This is a genomic window from Paenibacillus sp. B46(2026), assembly GCF_056786355.1.
Map to the genome: position 1 here is coordinate 1811416 of NZ_CM165907.1, position 22254 is coordinate 1833669.

At 46.8% G+C, this 22254-nt stretch carries 22 protein-coding genes; 20 read left to right on the forward strand and 2 right to left on the reverse strand.

Annotation, left to right across the window (positions count from 1 at the left end; genetic code table 11):
• Positions 1–68 precede the first annotated feature (68 nt).
• Positions 69–1856, forward strand: coding sequence for a cellulose binding domain-containing protein (locus AC1S8V_RS08325; protein WP_482073229.1), 1788 nt, complete (start codon positions 69–71; stop codon positions 1854–1856).
• A 137-nt stretch (positions 1857–1993) separates the two neighbouring features.
• Here the strand turns inward: AC1S8V_RS08325 and AC1S8V_RS08330 are convergent, their stop codons facing one another.
• On the reverse strand, positions 1994–3154 hold the full coding sequence (locus AC1S8V_RS08330) for a glycosyltransferase family 4 protein (RefSeq protein ID WP_482073230.1): 1161 nt from the start codon (positions 3152–3154) through the stop codon (positions 1994–1996).
• Positions 3155–3365: 211 nt separating this feature from the next.
• Here AC1S8V_RS08330 and AC1S8V_RS08335 point away from each other — a divergent pair, with 211 nt between their 5' ends.
• The 7 genes from AC1S8V_RS08335 (at position 3366) to AC1S8V_RS08365 (ending at position 11337) form a co-directional block, all read left to right on the forward strand.
• Positions 3366–3935, forward strand: a complete 570-nt coding sequence (locus AC1S8V_RS08335) for a DMP19 family protein (RefSeq protein WP_482073231.1) — start codon at positions 3366–3368, stop codon at positions 3933–3935.
• A 28-nt stretch (positions 3936–3963) separates the two neighbouring features.
• Entirely contained in the window at positions 3964–4248 is a 285-nt protein-coding gene (locus AC1S8V_RS08340; RefSeq protein WP_482073232.1) for a hypothetical protein, read from the forward strand.
• 222 nt (positions 4249–4470) lie between these two features.
• Positions 4471–4926: a PTS sugar transporter subunit IIA gene (locus AC1S8V_RS08345; RefSeq protein ID WP_482073233.1), complete on the forward strand. Its 456-nt coding sequence runs from the start codon at positions 4471–4473 to the stop codon at positions 4924–4926.
• A complete protein-coding gene (locus AC1S8V_RS08350) occupies positions 4926–5243 on the forward strand; it encodes a PTS fructose transporter subunit IIB (protein WP_105408018.1) in 318 nt (105 codons plus the stop codon). The genes AC1S8V_RS08345 and AC1S8V_RS08350 overlap by 1 nt, the downstream gene beginning before the upstream one ends.
• Positions 5244–5271: 28 nt before the next feature.
• The gene (locus tag AC1S8V_RS08355) at positions 5272–6390 is read left to right on the forward strand and encodes a PTS fructose transporter subunit IIC (protein ID WP_482073234.1); all 1119 of its coding nucleotides are present in this window, start codon (positions 5272–5274) and stop codon (positions 6388–6390) included.
• 248 nt (positions 6391–6638) lie between these two features.
• Complete coding sequence (gene mngB, locus AC1S8V_RS08360; protein ID WP_482073235.1) at positions 6639–9317, forward strand: mannosylglycerate hydrolase; 2679 nt, start codon at positions 6639–6641, stop codon at positions 9315–9317.
• Between the two features lie 52 nt (positions 9318–9369).
• Complete coding sequence (locus AC1S8V_RS08365) at positions 9370–11337, forward strand: BglG family transcription antiterminator (RefSeq protein WP_482073236.1); 1968 nt, start codon at positions 9370–9372, stop codon at positions 11335–11337.
• Between the two features lie 106 nt (positions 11338–11443).
• Here AC1S8V_RS08365 and AC1S8V_RS08370 read toward each other — a convergent pair whose 3' ends face one another.
• On the reverse strand, positions 11444–12217 hold the full coding sequence (locus AC1S8V_RS08370) for a sporulation protein (RefSeq protein WP_482073237.1): 774 nt from the start codon (positions 12215–12217) through the stop codon (positions 11444–11446).
• A gap of 225 nt (positions 12218–12442) precedes the next feature.
• Between AC1S8V_RS08370 and AC1S8V_RS08375 the strand changes: the two genes are divergently transcribed.
• The 12 genes from AC1S8V_RS08375 (at position 12443) to AC1S8V_RS08430 (ending at position 22251) form a co-directional block, all read left to right on the forward strand.
• The gene (locus AC1S8V_RS08375) at positions 12443–12883 is read left to right on the forward strand and encodes a cupin domain-containing protein (RefSeq protein ID WP_482073238.1); all 441 of its coding nucleotides are present in this window, start codon (positions 12443–12445) and stop codon (positions 12881–12883) included.
• Positions 12884–12898: 15 nt separating this feature from the next.
• The gene (locus AC1S8V_RS08380) at positions 12899–13438 is read left to right on the forward strand and encodes a GNAT family N-acetyltransferase (protein ID WP_482074431.1); all 540 of its coding nucleotides are present in this window, start codon (positions 12899–12901) and stop codon (positions 13436–13438) included.
• 47 nt (positions 13439–13485) lie between these two features.
• Positions 13486–14010: a YfiT family bacillithiol transferase gene (locus tag AC1S8V_RS08385; RefSeq protein ID WP_482073239.1), complete on the forward strand. Its 525-nt coding sequence runs from the start codon at positions 13486–13488 to the stop codon at positions 14008–14010.
• Positions 14011–14047: 37 nt separating this feature from the next.
• Positions 14048–14569 carry an N-acetyltransferase family protein gene (locus AC1S8V_RS08390; RefSeq protein WP_482073240.1) on the forward strand — a complete coding sequence of 174 codons (522 nt, stop codon included), beginning with the start codon at positions 14048–14050 and terminating at the stop codon, positions 14567–14569.
• A gap of 117 nt (positions 14570–14686) precedes the next feature.
• Complete coding sequence (locus AC1S8V_RS08395; protein WP_482073241.1) at positions 14687–15070, forward strand: VOC family protein; 384 nt, start codon at positions 14687–14689, stop codon at positions 15068–15070.
• Between the two features lie 220 nt (positions 15071–15290).
• Positions 15291–16010 carry a class I SAM-dependent methyltransferase gene (locus tag AC1S8V_RS08400; protein WP_482073242.1) on the forward strand — a complete coding sequence of 240 codons (720 nt, stop codon included), beginning with the start codon at positions 15291–15293 and terminating at the stop codon, positions 16008–16010.
• Between the two features lie 50 nt (positions 16011–16060).
• A complete protein-coding gene (locus AC1S8V_RS08405) occupies positions 16061–16837 on the forward strand; it encodes an SDR family NAD(P)-dependent oxidoreductase (RefSeq protein ID WP_482073243.1) in 777 nt (258 codons plus the stop codon).
• 191 nt (positions 16838–17028) lie between these two features.
• A complete protein-coding gene (locus tag AC1S8V_RS08410) occupies positions 17029–17718 on the forward strand; it encodes a winged helix-turn-helix domain-containing protein (protein WP_482073244.1) in 690 nt (229 codons plus the stop codon).
• Positions 17715–18719 (forward strand): sensor histidine kinase, encoded by a 1005-nt coding sequence (locus tag AC1S8V_RS08415; protein ID WP_482073245.1) that lies wholly within the window; start codon positions 17715–17717, stop codon positions 18717–18719. The genes AC1S8V_RS08410 and AC1S8V_RS08415 overlap by 4 nt, the downstream gene beginning before the upstream one ends.
• A gap of 116 nt (positions 18720–18835) precedes the next feature.
• Complete coding sequence (locus tag AC1S8V_RS08420; RefSeq protein WP_482073246.1) at positions 18836–19591, forward strand: ABC transporter ATP-binding protein; 756 nt, start codon at positions 18836–18838, stop codon at positions 19589–19591.
• Positions 19588–21513 carry an FtsX-like permease family protein gene (locus AC1S8V_RS08425; protein ID WP_482073247.1) on the forward strand — a complete coding sequence of 642 codons (1926 nt, stop codon included), beginning with the start codon at positions 19588–19590 and terminating at the stop codon, positions 21511–21513. Before AC1S8V_RS08420 ends, AC1S8V_RS08425 begins: the two co-directional genes overlap by 4 nt.
• 198 nt (positions 21514–21711) lie before the next feature.
• Positions 21712–22251, forward strand: a complete 540-nt coding sequence (locus AC1S8V_RS08430) for a ClbS/DfsB family four-helix bundle protein (RefSeq protein ID WP_482073248.1) — start codon at positions 21712–21714, stop codon at positions 22249–22251.
• The last annotated feature ends 3 nt before the right edge of the window (positions 22252–22254 follow it).

Here is a 22254-nt window from a genome sequence, read left to right on the forward strand (position 1 = left end):
CTGTTTGGCTTCTATGTGTCTACATACCGTGTGAATAGCTTAACCCATCCCATGAAGGAGGTTTTGTTATGAAGCGTATTGGAAACATGTTTCGTAAAGCAATGCTGTTCTCTCTGTCATTGATGCTGGTGTCTATCGCGTACTCACCTCATCCAGCTTCGGCTGCAAGCGGGCCTGTCAAAGGATTTCATGTAAGCGGTACCAAATTACTGGATGCTACAGGTACACCTTTTGTCATGCGCGGGGTGAATCATGCTCATACCTGGTTCAAAAATGATCTGCAAGCGGCCATTCCGGCCATTGCTGCGACAGGGTCCAACACCGTGCGAATTGTCTTGTCCAACGGAAGTCGCTGGACGGCAGATTCACTGGCGGATGTGGAGCAGATTCTGGCGCTGTGTGACCAGTATCAATTAACCGTTATGCTGGAAGTACATGATGCCACCGGGTCGGACAGCATTGCGGAACTGCGGAAAGCCTCGGATTATTTTATCAGCATCAAGGATGCCCTGATTGGCAAGGAAGATCGCGTGATCGTGAACATTGCGAATGAATGGTACGGTTCATGGGAAACCGCAGTATGGGCGGATGGATATCAACAAGTGATTCCTGAACTACGTCAGGCGGGCATCAAAAATACGCTTGTCGTGGATACTGCAGGATGGGGACAGTACCCTACAGCGATTTTCAATCGTGGACTGGATGTGTTTAACGCGGACCCACTGGCGAACACGATCTTTTCCATTCATATGTATGAATATGCGGGTGGTAATGCGGCAACGGTCAAAAGCAATATCGATAACGCCCTCGCCATCGGCGTACCTGTCATTGTAGGCGAATTCGGATTCAAGCACACCAGTGGTGATGTGGATGAAGCAACGATCTTGAGCTACGCACAGCAAAAGGGAGTCGGCTGGTTAGCCTGGTCCTGGTACGGTAACGGTGGCGGTGTAGAATACCTTGATCTGAACAACGGTCCAGCAGGTTCCCTGACCGATTGGGGACAGACCGTGGTCAATGGACCGAACGGTACGCTGGCAACCTCTGCATTAAACACGATCTATACAACCCCTGGATATCAGCCGGTGCCAGATAACGGTGGTGGGGGAGTCGTCTCGATCCCGGCTGCGCCGACAGGTGTAATAGCCACAGCGGGAGACGGACAAGTAAACCTGAACTGGAGCGCATCTCCCGGAGCAACGAGTTATATTGTACAGCGTGCAATAACGAGCGGAGGAACATATACGGATGTAGCCACGAATGTGAGCGGCACAACCTACACCAATACCTCTTTGACGAATGGAACCACCTACTATTATAAAATCAAAGCCGTGAACAGCGCGGGCAGCAGCCCAAGCTCGGTACAGGTGAGTGCGACACCGCAGGCGGGTACAACCACGCCAACGTCGAATCTGATTCTGCAATATCGAGCGGCAGATACCGATGCAACGAACAATCATATCAAACCCTATTTTAATATCAAAAACAATGGTACATCCGCTGTCAGCCTGAGTGGTCTGAAGATCCGTTATTACTTCACGAAAGATGGCTCCGAGGGGTTAAATACGGTCATCGATTGGGCACAGATCGGAGCAGCCAACATCACAACCAGCATTGGAAGTATCACGGGCACGAATGCAGATACCTATGTCGAGATTGGTTTTACTTCGGGTGCAGGGTCTCTGCCAGCGGGAGGTCAGACGGGAGACATCCAGCTGCGTATCCACAAGGATAATTGGGGCAATTTTAACGAAAATAATGACTATTCCTTCCGTCCAACGCAAACTACCTATGACTTGTGGAACAGGGTAACCCTTCATCAGAATGGCACTCTGATCTCCGGGGTCACACCTTAACGCTCAGCGTATCCACTATTCAGGCTGACCGTAGCACCGTATACATGCTGTGGCAGCCTGAACGGGCGAACCGTTTTAACTTTACAGAGGGCAGAGGCGGTTATTATGGGTTTTGGGAAGAAGCTGATTTCATCAGACTACGCTGTAATAATTCGATCTTTCGTTCGTCTGTTTCGATGTTCGATAGCTTCCTCATAATCCCCGATCAGTGTATCAAAAATATGCTCCCACGACCGCTGCTCAGCAAGCTTTCTGCCTTCCAGTCCCATCATCCTCAATTGATCGATGTGATTTCCCCAGAGACATATCTCCCGAATCAGTGCATCAGCCTGACCTGGCTCGAACAACACACCATTGCGGTGGTGGGATACCAGATCCTTTACACCTCCAGCATTGGCCGCCAATACAGGAAGTCCTGAAGCCATCGCTTCCAGCACCACATTGCCAAATGTCTCCGTAGAGGAAGGAAATACAAATAGATCTGCCGAAGCATACATAACAGCAAGTTCTTCCCCATGCATATACCCTGTAAAGGTGACATTCGTTGGGGTTTGCAGACGCATTTTGGGGAGAGATGGGCCGTCGCCAACAATAATCCAGTGTACACGGGACTGCATTTCCTGGGGTAATTGAAGCATGGTAGTCGTGAGCGTAGCGATATCTTTTTCCGGGGCAATGCGACCAACGTAGAGTAAAATAAGGGGAGCGGTGATGTGGTATCGTTCACGGATATCCGAACTGCGTTTATCAGGAGAGTACAGGTTGCAATCAATTCCGCGGGACCATATCTTCAGACGCTGAATGCCTTGGACCTGAAGGGTGTTTAACGTTTCCTGCGATGGGGTGAGTGTTGCATCACAGGCACGGTGGAACCATTGGATATATTTCCAGTAGAGCGGAATCATGCTTTTCAACCGGTAATATTCGAGATAACGATCAAAGTGGGTATGGTAGGAGACAACATGCGGAAGATGATATTTGAGCGCATACCTCAGGCCAAGCAGCCCCATGTTAAAAGGCGTGGCGATATGCAGCAGATCGGGTTGAAAGGCTTGTAGCTGTTTGTGCGTGTTGGCTCTGTTGGGTAGAGCAATGCGGCATTCGGGATACAGAAAAAAAGGAATGTTGGCAACTGACCTGACTTGAGTCTCATGGCTTCCTTCAATGACGGAGTTCGGCGTAAACAGCAGATGTTCAATTCTTCTGCGGTTCAGATGGTTACTCAAGCGGTGGAGCGTGCCAGCAACACCATTGGTTTCCGGAAGATAGGTGTCTGTGAACAAGGCCAGGCGCATCATTACCCCTCCCAAGACTCGTGATGCCAAGATCATAACAGCGGAACATTTTCCAGAGGTCAAGTGCATGTTAACTTGACGATATTTCCTGTAAATTTGATAACAGGATACACAATACCAACTTCCATAAGTTCAACTTATACATCGTATTCTGCTATGATGGAATAACGTGTCGGCGTATATATAGACAGAGAGATACAGGAGGCAGGAAAAGATGAACAAGTTACAGGAAGAACTGCAGGAGTTGTTACCACTCGATCAGCTTGAAGAGATGTCAGGTGAAGAAATGGTGGGGAGTGTTGCCATGGACCTTTATCGGGCTGAATTTGCAACGATTCGAGAGAACGGGCTGGAACTTCCACAAGTATTGCGAGATACCATTCTAATCATCGATCTGGATACCGAGCTGTCCATGAATGGTATGACCGGTTTCCTTGAGAATGCCAGCGGGCAGTATCTCGGTGAGACCATAGCAGCGATGGAGCGGATTGGTAATGAGGCAGATGCCGTGATCCTGAAGAAGATCGAGCAGATATTGTCCGAAAGCGGCGTAACGCACGGGCAATTACGAGATAATGTGAATGGCCTGTCCGAAGATGACATCACGACAAGCCTGCAAACACACGGGGAACAGATTCATGAGCTATTGCAGCAGATTGAGCTGGAAGCCGCGAATTTAAGCATGCAATCCGATAACGAAGAAAGTTTCGACCTGCTGTATCAGTATGTGGATGCAAATAAAGATCGTCTGAAACAGGAGATGCAGCACTTCTTGTCTAATTGAATGGGGAAGAGGAGGTAAAATGACAAACATGAACAAACGATTAGCGATGGAATCCGTTCTGGTTACCCTGTTATTCATCATCGGTTTTGCAGTCTGGAATGTCGTTCAAGGCATGATCGTGACTATGAATTACGTACCTGATCTGACGAACACCGCTTCTTCCGGTACCCCATTGCAATCCAAGGTTGCTTTTGGAACTATTGTTCGATGGGATACTACATTCATGATCATGGCTGTTGCCGGATTCATTTTGCTCGCCGCAGCATATTACGGTCTTCGATCAGGAATCCAGCGCTGGACACAGCGTTCCTGAAGTTTGTCCGCTTAGGCTCCCCACGTCCATTTATTTTTGCTATCTCTGTAACACACCAATTGCAATTGCCCTGAGTCCATTAGACTCAGGGTTTTTAATATGGCTAATGTTTTTCCTCTTCGAAGGGGAAATTTTCTAGATCCAAGGTCAGAAGAGAATCCGTTACAATGTTCTTGTAAGCGCTTATCGTTTTGGATAGAGAGAGGAGGAGAGACAGAGATCATGATTACAACGAATCAGATTTATCTCGATCAGACATTGCATAGCAAAGAGGACGTATTGGATTTCATATCCGCGGAGGCGGAACGTTACAACATAACGAATAACCGTCAGCAACTTGCGGCTGATCTGTGGGAACGCGAACGTGTCTACTCCACCGGACTTCAGGATCACTTTGCGATTCCCCATACCCAGAGTGAAGTTGTAACACGTCCGGCAGTGATGGTCATTCGATTGCGGGAGCCCATTGATTGGGAATCTCATGACGGCAAGCCGGTAAAATTTATTTTTGCCATCCTTGTGCCGAAAGGTCATGTAGACGTATCCCATCTGCAAATCATCTCTTCACTTGCCACCTTATTGTTGGAAGATTCATTCAAAGAGGCCATCGCAGAAGCGGTGCAGCCGGAAGATGTATATGCGTTGCTTCATCAATATACGGAAGGATTGGTGTCATAATGAAAATCGTAGGTGTAACGTCATGTATCGCAGGTCTCGCGCATACCCCGATGGCCGCCAAAGCATTGGAGAAAGCAGCTCAGCAACTGGGATATGAGATCAAAGTGGAACAGCAGGGAGCCATGGGACAAGTCAATAAGTTGACCGAAGAAGATATTGCTGCAGCGAATTTTGTACTGATTGCAGCGGATCAAACGGTGAAGGACATGGATCGGTTTGGCGACAAAAAAGTCGTACGTGTCAAAATCGGTCATGCCGTAAGTCAGGCAGAAGCGGTATTAACCAAAGCCGTTGAGGCTGTGAACGCACAAGTTTAACCCACCTTCCACATGAGGAGAGAGTACGATGAAAAAATGGTTCGGTGAAGCAAAAACACATCTAATGACAGGTATCTCCTATCTGCTGCCGGTCATTATCGCGGGTTCCCTGGTTGTTGCCATCTGTAAAATTATCGCACTGTCGATGGGCATTACTGATCTTGATCCGTACAAAGATGGAAGCGGATTCTTGCATATTTTATATCTCGTGCAAAATGTAGGATGGAGCGGCATCGGACTATTGACGATTGTCCTGTCCGGTTACATTGCGTACTCCATTGCCGACAAACCTGCGCTGGCCGCAGGTCTGATCGGCGGGGTGCTGGCACAGCAGACCAACGCCGGTTTCCTCGGTGCGTTGATCTCCGGTTTTTTTGCCGGATACATCACCTTGTGGGTTAAAAACAAAGTCAAGATTACAGGTCCGGCCGCTGGCTCGGTACCGTTAATCATTTTACCGCTGATTACCGTCGGTTTAACCGGATTTCTGATGGCGGTTATTCTGGGGGGCCCGCTGGGCGCGCTGAATGAGTATCTCATTGCTTGGGTTCAAAACATGAGCAAGAGCGGAACGAATACCGTTCTGCTTGCGATTATTCTGGGAGCGATGATCGGATTCGATCTCGGCGGACCTGTCAACAAAGCGGCATGGATGGCAGGCAACGCCCTGTTCCTGTCCGGTGTCTATCTGCCGAATATTTTCATCAATATTGCCATCTGCATTCCGCCGCTTGGTTATGGCTTGGCGACATTGCTGATGAAGAAACGTTTCTCCAAAACCTATCAGGAAGCGGGGAAAGGTGCAGTGATTATGGGCGTGATCGGCATCACGGAAGGTGCTATTCCTTTCACGCTGCGTAACCCTGCCAAAATGATTCTGGTCAATATGTTTGCCTGTGCAACGGGTGCTGCCCTGACCGCATTGCTGGGAGCACATATCATCATGCCACCGATCGGCGGCTTATATGGAGCTGTATCGGTAGGTACCCCAATCGCGTACCTTGCCGGTGGCCTTGTCGGCGCACTGATCGTGGCGGGTGGCACCATGCTGGTGAACTTCCGCGATGAAGAAGAGAAACAGCCTGCGAAGACTCAGGAAGCTTCGGTGAAGAAAAACGGGGAAGAAATCGAACTCGTTTTTGACTAAAAGTACATGTTCAAAAAGATCGGTTTTCAGTACCAAGAAGATGGGATGAAGGTAGAAATGGAGTAGCGGAGCGTAGGGGAAACTACGTGAGCAACTACAATGTTTCTGAAGGAAACAACCTTCGTAAGCATCCACTTATTTCGGCTGAATTCCATCTTCGATGCTGATGATGCCAACAGGCATCCCTCGTAATCAAAAGCGGACTTTTTTGAACAACCTTTAAAAAGCATCTGGAGGGATATAGAGATATGAGTGAGAGAAATCGTACCAAAGTACATGTAATTCCACATACACACTGGGACCGGGAATGGTATTTTACGACCTCCCGTTCCAAAGTGTATCTCGTCAAACACGTCAAGGAAGTATTGAATGCACTGGAGAATATCGATGGATTTCATTATTACCTGCTGGATGCACAGGGCTCGCTGCTGGATGATTACATCCGCTGGTGTCCCGAGGATGAGGAACGTATCCGCCAACTGGTTTCAGCCAAACGACTGATGACTGGACCCTGGTATACACAGACGGATCAATTGGTGATTTCCAGTGAATCGATGGTCCGAAACCTGTATTATGGTATGAAAACAGCACAAAAGTACGGGCATGCGATGAAGGTTGGTTATGTCCCGGATGCGTTTGGACAATCGGCACAGATGCCGCAGATCTATCGCGAGTTCGGCATTGAACGTTTTCTGTTCTGGAGAGGCGTATCAGATAATACAAATCCACATACGGAATTTACGTGGGAAGGATCGGATGGCAGTCGTGTATTTGCTGTACAGATGCCATTCGGGTATTACTACGGCGGTAACATTCCGGAAAATGAGGAAGATCTGATCCCTTATCTGGAGAAACAGATTGGTGCGCTTGAACGGAAAGCCTCCACCAGGCATATCTATTTCCCCAATGGGTTTGATCAGGCTCCTGTCCGGTTGAATCTGCCGGAATTGATTGAACGGTTCAATGCGCTGGATACCGAACGCGAATATGTGATGAATGAACCGGAGCGTTTTCTGGCGGAGATCGAAGCGGATAGTCAGGATCTGCCTGTACTTCGGGGTGAATTAATGGAAGCCAAGCACATGCGGATTCACAAGTCCATTTTTTCCACCCGTGCGGATCTCAAGCAACAGAATAACCGGATTGAGAATCTGATCGCTAACACGCTAGAACCTGTGCTTGCGATTAGCCATTCTCTCGGGCATGATTACCCGCATCGCATTGTGGAGGACATCTGGAAGCTGTTGTTTGAGAATGCGGCACATGACAGCATCGGTGGCTGTAACAGCGATACAACGAATCAGGACGTTGCGTTCCGTTACAAACAGGCCTATGATATCGCACTGAATCTGCTTGACCTGCATATGCGGATGATTGCTTCAACGATACAGCAGGAGGAGACATTTGCGTTCACCCTGTTCAACACGCTACCGTATGTGCGAGGCGGGGTTACTGAGATTGAAGCTTATATTCCGGAAGAATCCTTTGTGATTCGGGACACGAAGGGACGCGAGCTGGCCTACACCATAGTGGAAAAAACAGATCAGACCGATTATGTACTTGGACAGCACATCGATCTCAATCCAAGCCGCAAAGTGCATCTTCCGGAACGGGTATATCGCGCCAAATTGCTGGTGGAACTGCAAGAGGTACCGGCAATGGGTTACACCCAGATTGTTTTTGATTTCAGTCAAGGAGCTGCACCTGTCATGGAGCGGCGTAACGGGGACACGATTGAAAATGAACATTTCAGCATTACGCTGCAAGCAAACGGTACCTTGCAAATTACAGATAAGCGGTCAGGCCATGTGTATGCGGATCAAATGGTCTTTGAAGATAATGGGGATGACGGAGATTCCTACAATTATTCTCCACCCGAGCGTGATCTGATTGTTTCTTCGGCAGGTAGCCAGATGAGCGCAACGACCACCCAAACGTCTGTATCCCAGACATTATCGCTGCGTTTCACGCTGGATGTTCCCTATGATCTGGAAGAGCGCGCAGCAGGCATCACGTCGGGGGCATTGCCAATGCAGGTGCAGATATCTCTTCGCAAAGGAGAGAAGTTGATCCGCTTCCAGGTTCAGGTGCAGAATGAGGTGTTCAGCCACCGTCTGCGTGTCCTTTTTGATACAGGAATTGCTTCATCCCTATCCATTGCAGACCAACCGTTTGGTGTAATAGCTCGTCCAACCTCATTGCCAGAAGTGGAGGTATGGGAGCGCGAACAATGGCAGGAGAAACCGATCACCATTGAAGCGATGCAGAGTTATGCCGGGTTGAACAATGGTTCGCATGGTATGGCTGTGATGACGGAAGGTGTACGTGAGTATGAGATTGTTGGGGAGCAAATGGACACCATTGCCCTGACCTTGTTCCGAACTTTCGGCTTTATGGGTAAGGAAAATCTGTTGTATCGTCCTGGCCGGGCTTCCGGTGAGAAAATTGTAGCAACACCAGACGCGCAATTGCTTGGCGAGCTCTCCTTTACCTTTGGCCTGCATATCCAATCCTCAGGGTTTGATGAGGCGAATGTAGCTCGTGCTGCGCGTGAATATTTAACACCGATTAGCAGTTATCAGCTATGCGACTTTTTGAACGGACGACTGATCTTTGCTTTCCGCGATGAGGCACGTGTTCTTGATACAGACTACAGCCTGATGTCGTTCAGCGACGATTCCAACGTGGTGTTAAGCAGCTTCAAGAAAGCAGAGCAGAGTGATGGATACATTATACGTGTCTTCAATCCATATTTGGCGCAGTCTGCAAACGTGAACATACACTTTAATCAACCTGTACATGCAGAGCGTGTATCTCTTGGTGAACAACCACTGCAGCCTCAGCAAAAGTTAACCGATGGAGAAGAGGTCGTTCGTTTGCCGGAACTCGCACATTGTAAATTGATGACGGTACTTGTATCGATATAAGGTGAGCTTTAGTTTGACACAATCCTGATCAGAAGGGAGGTCGGATATCGGTATGATTTTTCCAACTAAACGATTGAAAAAGCTGTTCCACCTCATTCATGGTGAAGGACAGGAACAGGCTTGGACGAGTCAAGCACTTGCAGACAGGCTGGAGGTTACTGTGCGTACCATTCGGGATGATCTGAAAAAGTTGGATCATATCCTGGCAGGACATGGCGGGAGCCTGGAATCCAAGCGTGGGCGGGGATATTCCATCCGTGTGCATGATGCGAAGAGGTATGATGAACTGCTGGAGAAACGACAGGATGATCGGCAAGCAGGCGCACCCGTACCTGGGTCACCGGATGAACGCATACGTTATGAATTGTTCAAGCTGCTTGGTGAACCGGGTCATATCAAGATGGAAGACCTCGCTGATCAGCTGTTTATAAGCCGTGCAACGATGAACAATGACCTGAAAATTATTCGTCAGATTCTGGAGAACTACCAGCTTCAGCTTCAGATCAAGCCAGGACATGGTGTGAAGGTCGTCGGAGACGAGCAAAGATTCCGCTATTGCCTTGCCGAGTACGCCGATGCGCGAGATGAAGAACTGGGACCGGAAGGAATGACAGCTGCACAGGAACGGTTGTTGTATCCAATTGAACCCGCGCACATCCGCGAGATCGTCATTCGCCATGTAGGCAAACAGGATGTTCGTATTGCGGATGTGGCACTGAAAGATCTGATTACGCATCTGGCTGTTATGGTATTGCGTATTAAGCAGGGACATGAACTGGAGCAATTCGAGAAAGTGGAGGCGAATGTTCAGGATCAGCAACTTGCGCAGCAGATTATTCAGGATCTGGAGTCGTTATATTCCATTCATTGTCCAGTTGGAGAACGAGATTATCTGTTGCTGCACATTGTTAGCAAAAAAATGACCGCTACCGATTGGAATAATCTAAGAAGTGATCCATTATATGTTGCTGTACAGCAGATGCTGGGTCATATCTATGATCGGTACACCTATGATCTGCGTGATGATGACCGCTTGCCGAATGATCTGTATGCGCATCTGAAACCCATGATTACGCGATTGGAACATGGCATGAACATGCGGAATCCACTGCTGGGACATATACGTAAATATTATCCGCTGGCCTACGAGATTACGATCAGCACAGTGAAACAGCTACAGACATACGTACCTTACGAGATCAATGACAGCGAGATTGGTTACCTGGCTCTTCACATTGGTGCAGCATTGGAACGTAAATATCAGATTCCTCATCGCAAACGGAAATCCGTGTTGCTGGTCTGTGGGTCAGGATATGGCACAGCCCGCATTCTTGAGTCGAGATTGCGTTCGTTATTTGCCGAGCTGGAGGTCTCACGTGTAGTTTCGCTACGGGAGTACGAGGATCTGGGGAGTGTGCCCGAAGACTTGGTCATTTCCACGATCCGGTTACGTGAGTCCAAAGGCAAACCATCGGCTGTGATTGCTGCAATTCCATCGGAACGTGACATGGCAACGATCACTCATCTGGTGCGAACCAGTGATGAACAGGAGGAAATGACACTGCTGCGTTACTTTGATCCGGAGTTGTTCATGTTTCGGTCGGATCAGCCTGACAAAATGACACTTATGGCTGAGATGAGCAGGGCACTGTTGGAGAAGGGGATTGTGACGGAGCAATTTTGGCCAGCTGTGCAGGAGCGGGAAAAGATGTCTTCAACCGCGCTCGGAAGAGGCATGGCCATTCCGCATCCCATGGAGCTGAGTTCAACCCGTACAACCGTATCGGTATGTCTGTTAGAGAAGCCGATTCCGTGGGATGAGGAGAATGAAGTACATGCTGTATTTATGTTATCCATCTGCAAAGAGGATTACGAACAGGCGATGGGGATCTATGATTTGTTTGTAGAATTGATCCGGCAGGAGGAGCAGCTGGAAAGCCTGCGATCCTGCGGCAGCTTCGATGCCTTTGCACAGCTTGTATGTGAAACGTTGAGTCTGAAAAGTACCGAAGTGTATTAGCGGCTCAGCACAGCTCGTTACGATGTGAAACTGCCCCAACCTAATAACCGTCCTTCATCAGATTTGTCTGATAGAGGACGGTTTTATTTTTTCCACAGACTATAGATTAGATATGTTTGGAAATGACTTCTTCCAGTCCTTGAGCGACAGAGTGTGCACCCCGTTCCAGATGTCGTTCATACAGATGCAGGCGGACAAAACTTTCATCCGTGCCCAACGCTTCCGAGAACATTCCACTGAGTCCACGAGCGCGGCGATCGATCTGTAATAACAGTTCGAGCGAATCGCCCATGGGATAGAACATGACTTCCAGCTCATCCAGATGCCCACGGAATTTGTTTGTTGGTACAAATTCAAACTCTTGCACAAATGGCAGATTGCCGCCCAGCTTTGGTGCATAGTCATTGGTTACTTCACGCAGTTTGAAACCAAGGATATCAATCGCATCCAGCACGGTGTTCATGTCTTTGGTAGGAACGACATGCAATCTGTCCCGGTCTGAGGGGTCCACGGCGCTTGAGATATCGAGGCCCGTCTCTACCCACACTTCTGCACGATGCAGTGTAATCGGCAGATTTTCTGGCAGGTCAAATGAGAAGTCTTTCTCCAATTTGGCTCCGGGCTGTAATGTAAAACCTTCGGTGAGCAAATATTTGCCTATAACGGCTGTTTCTTTTACTTTGCGATCATCGCGCTCCCGTATGTAGTGGGTTTTGATTGAAAGATAGATTCGATCTACGTTCTGTTCCACATCTCCACCTTCAATGTACACGACCCCCGAGATGATTCCTCCAGGCGTGACCTCTGGTGTATGCAATTCCGTATTTACTTTGGCTGATCCAACACCTACACTGGCTAACATTTTCTTGAAAAATGACATGCGCTCAACCTCCAGATCAGATGGTTTATTATTTGGGGATACATACGACTTCGACCTTAATACGGAAACTGGAAGAGAAGCGTTTCAAATTTTAGCAAAGATATATCGACTATCCAAACAGGAGAATTGACTTGCCTATGTCGAATGTTAGGGTAAAGGGATTTTTTGTCAGGTAGAACCTTTAGACTCAACCATATCTGGCAGGCCGTAAGGAGCTGAAGCCGATTGAACACAGAATTTTCAGAACAGAAATATGGTGAAACTGGTGTCAAAACCAGCTTCGAGCAGATGGCGAACGGGGAACAGAAATATAAAATGATATCAGAAGATGGCAGTTATTATTGTAGAACCGTTGCCTCATCCCAGGGAGCTTGGCAAAACAGTCATGTACATGCCAATTTAACGGAGTTTTATATGGTGCAAACCGGATGGATTGCTTATGCCAGTTATGGAGATGATCAGATGCTTTCCATACGAGTGATGCGTGAAGGAGAGCATATCGTTGTCCAGCCGGGAATTCATCATAATATATATATGTCTGCACACAGTGCGATCCATACCATCAAGCATGGATTGAATACCTCCAGTGATTGGATGGCCTCCCCTGAGTTGGATAGGTTAACTCAATGTTATACAGAGAAGGAGCTACTTCAGAAGTATGGTTAAGGAGTAATCAGAATGATGAATGTATATGAATCGAACGAAATCATCGTACGTTTCTTGGAAACAGAAGATGAACACCATCTGGTGAAGTGGCTGTCCGACCCGGAAGTTCTTCAATATTATGAAGGCCGTGATCGGGCGCATAATCTGGATATGGTAAGCGAACATTTTTACAATCAGGATGATGATGCTACTCGTTGTATCGTGGAGTATGGAGGAAATCCGATAGGATACATTCAGTTCTATAAGCTTGAGGAGGAAGAACGAACGGAGTATGGTTATGGAGACACGGATGAGATCATTTATGGAACGGATCAGTTTATTGGTGAGGTACATTACTGGAATAAAGGTATAGGTACACAGTTGATGCAATCCATGCTTAATTTTCTGATTAACGAAAAGCGTGCGCGAAAAGTGGTCATGGACCCTCAATCCTGGAACGTGCGAGCGATATCCTGTTATGAGAAATGTGGTTTCCAACGGATCAAGCTGTTAGAGAAACATGAGCAGCATGAAGGACAGATGAGAGACTGTTGGCTCATGGAATATACCCCGTAGATGCTGATAGAAATATTTCGAATCACACAAACAAGGAGGAATAATGGATGGATGATAGATTTCCAATTGGACCATTTGTACACACGGGCGAGGTTACGCCTGCAGAGAGAGAGCAGTGGATTCAGGACATTGCTGAGCTACCTGAACGCGCCCGAGAAGCGGTTAAAGGACTGAGTGAGGAGCAATTAAGTCTGCCATACCGAGAAGGTGGATGGATGCTCAAACAAGTGATTCACCACATGGCAGACAGCCACATGAACAGCATGATTCGTTTCAAGCTGGCACTGACAGAAGATACACCTACGATTCGGCCTTATTATGAAGAGCGCTGGGCTGAATTAAGTGATTCTAGGGACATGGATATCGAATTCTCGCTGCAAATTCTGGATGCGCTGCATCGTCGTTGGGTGTTTCTGTTAAACGCGTTGACAGATGCAGATTATGCCAAACAATTCTATCATCCCGCATCGGAAGAAACGACGAGATTGGATTACAATCTGGGCATGTATGCTTGGCATGGCAAACACCATGTTGCCCACATCACATCGCTTAGAGAAAAACTGGGAATATAAAGAATCGATAAACCTGTTGTAAAGGGAGAGTGCTGTGATGAATATACATATACGCCTCTTGAATGAGAATGATCCACTTGTAATCTCGCAGGCTTTTCAAGCGCAGGGATGGCAAAAATCTGCCGAGCAGTATCTTCATTACCTGACCGAACAGCAGAATGGGGAACGTGTGACCTTGGTTGCGGAGTTGAATGGAGAATTTGCCGGTTACGTCAATGTATTATGGGCATCATACTATCCAGCGTTCAGGGAGCAGGGGATTCCTGAAATCAACGATTTTAATGTGCTGATGAAGTACCAGCGCCAAGGTATTGGTTCGCGGCTTATGGACCGAGCAGAGGAAGTCATTCTGGAACGAACGGATGTAGCAGGCATTGGTGTAGGCGTATTTTCCGATTATGGCAAAGCGCAAATTCTATATGCCCATCGCGGATACATACCAGACGGTCACGGTGTTCACAAGCACGATCATTACATTCAGCCGGGTGAAGAAACAATAATGGACGATGATGTTGTACTTTATCTTACGAAGAAGTTAAATGCCGCGCAAGAAATGTAATGTGTACTTGCTAAAAAAGATGATAAAAAAGCTGTCCTGCATGTTATACTCTATTGGAATTTGAGGAATGATAAACAGGATGTTGAGAGATTAGATGATCAGAGGAGTGATTGATCCATGTTTAGCAAAGTCGGCCAGATTATGTTGTATGTCAACAATCAAGATGAATCACTGGCATTTTGGACGGAAGTTGCGGGCTTCCATATTGTGGATGAAGTAAACCTGGACGAGGGCATGAGATGGATCGAGATTGCGCCTACCCCAGATTCGCAGACGAGTATTATTCTCCATGACAAGGAGTTCGTTGCGCGGATGTCGGCGGGTGTGAATCTGGGCACCCCTTCGTTAATGTTCTTCACTGAAGATCTGGATCAATTATATGCCGACTTATCTAGTAAACATGTAACGGTGGGAGAGATTGTCGAGATGCCAACCGGACGTGTCTTCAACTTTGCCGATAACGAAGGGAATTACTTCGCCGTACTGGAACGGGCAAAGTAAATGACAACTCAGAACCGCTACTATTGTAAGCGATCGACATCCATGTCGGTCGTTTTTTTGTTGGGAAAAAGCTTATGTTTTTAAGTAGAAAAACACAAGAAAAATAGAGAACTACTGGGTAAAAATGTTATAATAAAGTGTGGCTGATTTAATGAAAATAACAAGAAATTGATAGCAAAGAATGAGGATTGGAACGGAGAATTGAAGGAGGAATGTGGTTGTGGAAAAGACGATTAAAAGTGTGCAGGATCTATATGATATGCTCGATGCGGACTTCAGATCTGCCAAGCAGTTTTGGGAACCTTTCTATGAGGATCGGAACAGGCCTATTCCCTTTTTTCCAAACAAACCGGATGAGAATCTGGTAGCGCATGTGAACGCAGGTTTGTTACGTGGCGGCAAGGCACTGGAACTGGGTTGTGGGCCGGGCAGAAATGCGTTGTATCTAACACGCCAAGGATATCAGGTCGATGCTTATGATCTTTCGGAGACAGCTATTGCTTGGGCGAAGGAGAGGGCTGCAGAAGAGCAACTGGACGTGCATTTTGAATGCCGCTCCGTGTTCGAACTGGCCCCAGAGCAAGAATATGATCTTGTCTACGACTCGGGTTGTCTGCATCATCTGTTACCACATCAGCGCATTCCCTACATAGAGATGATCCACAGTGCACTCCGACCGGGAGGATACTTTGGAATGACTTGTTTTGCTCCGGGTTATGGCGATATTGGTGGGCCAGAGATCGTTATGAATGATTGGCAGGTGTATCAAGAGAAGTCAATGCGAGGTGGTCTGGCGTTCACGGAGGAGAAGCTTCGCTACATGCTGGAAGATGGCTTCGAGTGTGTCGAGTTACGTGCGATGAAGGCGATGGAGCAGCATGAAGCGTGTTTTGGTGTTCCTTTTCTGTGGGCTACATTATGGAGAAAGAAAGATTCGTAGGCTTATATTTGGATATGATCAATTGTAAATAGAGGAGACGTGGTATTGGAATGGGAACAGGAACAGGAACAGGAACAGGAAGAAGACACTTTATCATTACAGGTACATCGAAAGGAATCGGTCTACAGCTTGCAGAGTTATTATTAGCCAAGGGTGACTGGGTCTACGGTATTTCACGCGGGAGCTCAGATCTGTTGGAATCAAGCGAGGAATGGAGCGGGCGTTACCGCCATGTTCAGTACGATCTAGCCGACCTGACCGGGATTGACGATTTGGTTACACGCATATTGGATCAAATTCCGTCCCAGGAAGCGGATTTCATTGGACTTATTAATAATGCAGCGATGCTGGAACCTCTAAAACCCATAGATCAATGCAGTGCGGCAGAGATAAGTCAGAGTCTCAACATCAGTCTCGCAGCGCCAATGATATTAAGTTCATCTTTTATTCAACAGACGAATCATCTGTCCGCTAGACGTAAAATTGTCAATCTTTCATCGGGTTCGGGAAGTTATCCCGCGCCTTCAATGGCCGTGTACTGTACATCCAAGGCAGGCATGAACATGTTCACCCAATGTGTATCTTTGGAACAAACGGGACGGCAGAACCCTGTTGAGATGATTGCTTTTGATCCGGGGATGGTTGATACGGAATTGCAGGCTGTTGCACGAGGCAAAAGTGCAGATGAATTTGCGCTATCCGGGCTATTCAGCCAGGTTTATGAAGCAGGCCAATTAAGATCGCCACGAGATGTGGCGAAGCAGTTGATCGAGCGGATCGAGGAACACAGTGATGCAAGCCATGTGATACACACTATTGAGAGCTAATATGATATACGTATTTCGGTTCGTTTTCTTTACAAAGTATGGATACCTTTTGATATAAGCCCAACTTCCCTGTACACTGGAATCAGCGATCGGAAGAACGATTCGTAACCGTAAAGGTGATCCTGCAACAACGGAGTCTAACTACCTTTACCTTATTCAACCTTAGAAGATCAGAAACGTGGTGAAGTCTCTTGTTTAAAATTATGCTCATTGAAGACGATGAATCGTTATTCAGTGAAATCAGGGAACGCTTGTCCCAGTGGTCGTATGACGTGTATGGTGTGCAGGACTTTGGCAAGGTATTGCAGGAGTATAGCAGGATTCAGCCGCAACTTGTCATTATTGATATTCAGTTGCCTCAATATGATGGGTTTCATTGGTGCCGAATTATTCGTTCGCACTCCAATGTGCCGATTATCTTTTTGTCCTCACGGGATCATCCTGCGGATATGGTTATGTCCATGCATTTGGGTGCAGACGATTTTATCCAGAAGCCTTTTCACTTCGATGTATTGATTGCCAAGATCCAAGCGACTTTGCGGAGGGTGTACAATTATAATACAGAGCGGGTTGAATTACGAACCTGGCGTGGTGCTGCTATTGAATATATGAAAAATACACTGACCTGCGGGGATGAATCTGTCCTGTTAACCAAAAATGAGATGTTCATTCTTAAAGTACTGATCGAGCACAAAAATCAGATTGTTACCCGTGAGGAACTCATCCGGAGCTTGTGGGATCATGAGCATTTCGTGAGTGACAACACGCTGACGGTTAACGTTAATCGGTTACGGAAGAAACTTGAACCCATCGGCTTGGAGCGGTACATTGAAACCAAAGTAGGTCAGGGCTACATGGCGACGGAAGAGGCGGAAGCATGATCAGAAAGTACATACGAGAAAGGGCTAGTTGGTTATGGCTACTGGTAAGCATACAACTTATTATTTTATTGGTGGCCTACCTGGACTCGTCCATTCCCTTCCAATCTGTGATGTATATCGTAGTACTGAATGTGGTGGTATGCCTTGTTTTTATCTGGGCGAGATACCTGAAAGAGACCCGTTTCTATAAAAAACTGAGCACCTGGGATCATACCTATGATCTTGGGGAGCTTGACATCGCCGAGAGTCCATATGAACTGATTGTACACGAGGCCATTACCTCTCAGACGCAGCGGTATCGTAAGGAGTCATCACATCATTTTATCACCCTGGAACAGGAGAAGGACGAGATGTTGTCCTGGATTCATGAGGTGAAGACCCCACTGACTGCGTTGCAACTGATGATCGAGCGTTTGCCAGATGACAAGCTACAGAGCCAAATGACATATGAATGGCTACGAATCCATCAGTTGCTGGATCAGCAGCTTCACCAGAAACGGATTCCATTTATGCATAATGACTTGTTCATCGAAGAGACAGAACTTGAACCGGTGCTGAAGGGCGAGATTCGAGCCCTGAGATCGTGTTGCATTTCCAAAGGCATTGGCTTCGATGTCTCCCTCACAGTTACTCGCGTGCTGACAGACAGCAAATGGTTAGGATTTATTATCCGGCAGTTGCTGAGCAATGCGGTGAAGTATAGTGATTCATCGGATATTCTTATTGAAAGTCGGGAACAGGATGGACACATCGTACTGATGATTCAGGATCACGGGCGAGGGATTGAGACTCAAGATCTGCCGCGTATATTTGATAAAGGATTTACGTCCACCCAAGGAAGAATGGATGGGGCGGCTACCGGGATGGGTTTATATTTGGTTCGTCAGGTGGTCCAGACGCTTCATATGAGCATTCATGTAGAGTCTTCTCCTGGCGAGGGCACAACCGTCACACTTACTTTTCCGCGAAAAAACGACATGGTGCATCTTGCAGGCGTGTGACAACAATGTCACATGCTTTTTGGTTTTGTTCGGTGAATCGCACGATAACACTGCACATCCCGCCTATGATATAGATATGAGCATTTTGCAGAAGATCTAAGAGGAGTGAGTGGGATATGTGGATACTGGAAGCCAAAAAAATTCATAAAGTCTATGGTAATAAATTAAATAAACAGGAAGTGCTGAAGGGGATCGATCTCGGGGTAAGCAAAGGAGAGTTTGTTGGTATCATGGGCCCTTCGGGTTCGGGTAAAACGACGCTGCTTAATGTACTTTCCTCCATCGATCGGGTGAGCCAGGGTACGATTGATATTGAGGGCAAGGAATTCACCGGGATGAAGGAGAAACAGCTGGCTGAGTTCCGCAAACATCATCTGGGCTTTATTTTTCAGGAATATAATCTGCTGGATACCCTTACGGTGAAGGAAAATGTACTATTGCCGCTCTCCATCACGAGCATTCCAAAACAGGAGGCACATCGGAAGTTTGAACAGATTGCCCGTGAACTGGGGATCTACGAATTGAAAGACAAGTATCCATCTGAGATTTCAGGGGGGCAGAAGCAGCGGACTTCGGCAGCACGAGCATTTGTCCACGAGCCAAGTATCATTTTTGCGGATGAGCCGACAGGAGCGCTGGATTCCAAGGCCGCTTCGGATCTGCTCGGCAAATTAAGTGATATGAACAGCGCACGAAAGGCGACTATTATTATGGTAACTCATGATCCGGTTGCCGCAAGTTACTGTAGCAGAGTGATCTTTATTCGTGACGGTCAGATCTACACCCAACTGAATAAAGGAGACGAGTCCCGGCAATCATTCTTCAACGACATTATCAAAACCCAGGGCGTGTTGGGTGGTGTGCAGCAATGAGCTTGAGTTATATCATCTTCCGTAATCTCAGGAAAAATCTGAAGAATTATTATCTCTATGTATTTGCACTCGTGTTCAGCGTGGCCTTGTATTTTTCCTTTGTGACGTTACAGTATGATCCTTCCATGGATGAGGTGGCTGCTTCAACGAAAGGTGCAGCGGCTATAGGCGCATCTTCGGTATTGTTAATCGTCATTGTCGGCATCTTTTTGCTCTATGCCAATACGATCTTTATCAAACGGCGCAGTAAAGAAATTGGGTTATTCCAATTAATCGGACTGACAAAAGGCAGAATTTTTGGCATTTTGAGTGCGGAGAACAGTATTCTCTATTTTGGCTCCATGGTTATCGGTGTGTTGATGGGATTTCTTGCGTCCAAGCTGGTATTGATGATCTTGTTCAAAATTCTTGGTGTGGATGCGATTACGAAACTGTACTTCTCTCCGATGGCCTTGATGCAAACGGTCATTGTCTTTACGGTTATATATTTGCTCATCATGCTAATGAACTACACCTTTATCAAAGGACAAAGCATTCTCTCGCTCTTTCGGGTGTCGGCCACTTCGGAGCAGCAGGTACAGAAGATGTCTGTCGGACAGATGATGATTGGCGTCTTGGGCATTGCCCTGATTGTGTATGGATACTTCTTGTCTGCACGGTTGTTCAGCGGTGAGGCAATGGATATGCAGCAATTGATGTATACGATGATCCTGATTCTCTTCTCGGTCATACTGGGGACATACCTGTTCTATAAGGGGTCCGTAAGTTTTATTTTTAATCTGATTCGCAAAAGTAAAAACGGATACCTTACCATTCATGAGGTGTTGTCTTTATCTTCAATCATGTTCCGCATGAAGTCGAATGCATTGCTGCTCACAATTATTACCACCGTGTCGGCGCTTGCTATTGGCATGCTGTCGCTCAGTTACATTTCGTATTATTCTGCAGAGGCGCAGGCCAAGGAAAGCTTGCCGGAGGATTTTTCTTTTGCTCAGGCGGAGGTGAAAAATCGCTTTGTAGCGGAGTTGGAACACAAACAGATTCCATATGAAGAGAAGCATAGACAGCCCATTTACATTGAAATTGATGCTCATGAAGTGATGGATGCATCCATGACAGAACAATACTTGTTCAGTAGTCTAGTTAGTGACAACATGGTGGATAACATTGATCTGCAACCGGGTGAAGTGGTCTTCATGGGATATGGAAATGCCGTTCAGCAGTTGATATCTATTCAGGAAAAAGGTCCGATCGTCTTGCATGGATTGAAGCGAACGCTAGACCAACAACTGATCGGAACCACCAAACAGGGGGTTCTTCCTTCATACTATAGTAGGGGCACGCCGGTTGCCGTAGTGGATGAAACGGTATATGAGCAGTTGCAGCAGGATCTCGATCCCGAGCTGCAGAAAGCCGAGTGGGCTGAATACTATGGTGTGCATATTCTGAACGATGGACAGGCTGAAGAAGCATATGCTGTATATAAGGAGTTGGAATTGGAAGCTCCGAGCTTCTCCCAGATTGAGTTCAGAAATAACCAACGTAACACTATGGGCCTGATTATGTTCATCGTTGGTTTCCTTGGGTTGACGTTCTTAATCACATCGGGATGCATCCTGTACTTTAAACAAATGAATGAGAGTGAAGAGGAGAAGGACAATTATACCATTCTTCGTAAACTTGGATTCACACAAAGCAATCTGTTGAGGGGAATTCAGATCAAGCAATTGTTTAACTTCGGTATTCCGCTTGTGGTGGGACTCAGTCATAGTTACTTTGCCGTGAAATCAGGTTGGTTCTTCTTTGGTACGGAGCTGGCGACACCTACGGTCATTGTCATGATGGTCTATACCTTGTTATATTCGATCTTTGGTCTGTTGTCTGTGTGGTATTATAAGCGGGTGATTAAGGAAGCCTTGTAGAATTGGGTTCAGGAGTATGCTGATATAACAAAATAGGTTGATTTATGGGCAGCTGTAATGTGTACAGACTGCCCTTTTTTCTTTTTCTAAGTATAATGCCACATGGAAAAAAGGATGATTATGGAACTTGGTCGAAATGATGATAGAGTCCAAGAATCTGATTCATGTATACCGGTGAAACGAGGGGAGTGAAGTAGCATGCCTGGAGTTCTTTATGGATCGAAGAAAGAGTTAAGTGAGACGATTCGGCGCACCTATGTGTTGTTTGAGGGTGAATTCAATGACATCCATAACAGCGACAAAGATAAGCTGGTTGAAGGTGTGGATAAGACGCCTGCCCAAATGATCGCCTACCAGTTGGGATGGATGAAATTGGTGATGGACTGGGAGCGAAATGAACAGTTGGGACATGAATGTCATATGCCGGCACCAGGATATAAATGGAACCAACTGGGGCCATTAAATGAATCATTTTACGAAAAGTATTCAGGCTATACCCTGGAGGAGCTGCGCTCTTTGTTTCAGGAGACAGAACAACAGTGGCAGAACTGGATTGACTCACTGAGTGACGAGGAGTTATTTGAACAAGGGATGAGACAGTGGACAGGAAACAAGCCCGGGTGGGCTATGGTGAAGTGGATCCAGATTAATTCGGTAGCTCCTTTTAAATCTTTTCGGACCCGAATTCGTAAATGGAAAAAAGGTCAGTTAACCAATATGGATGTGAGGAGCGAATAGGAG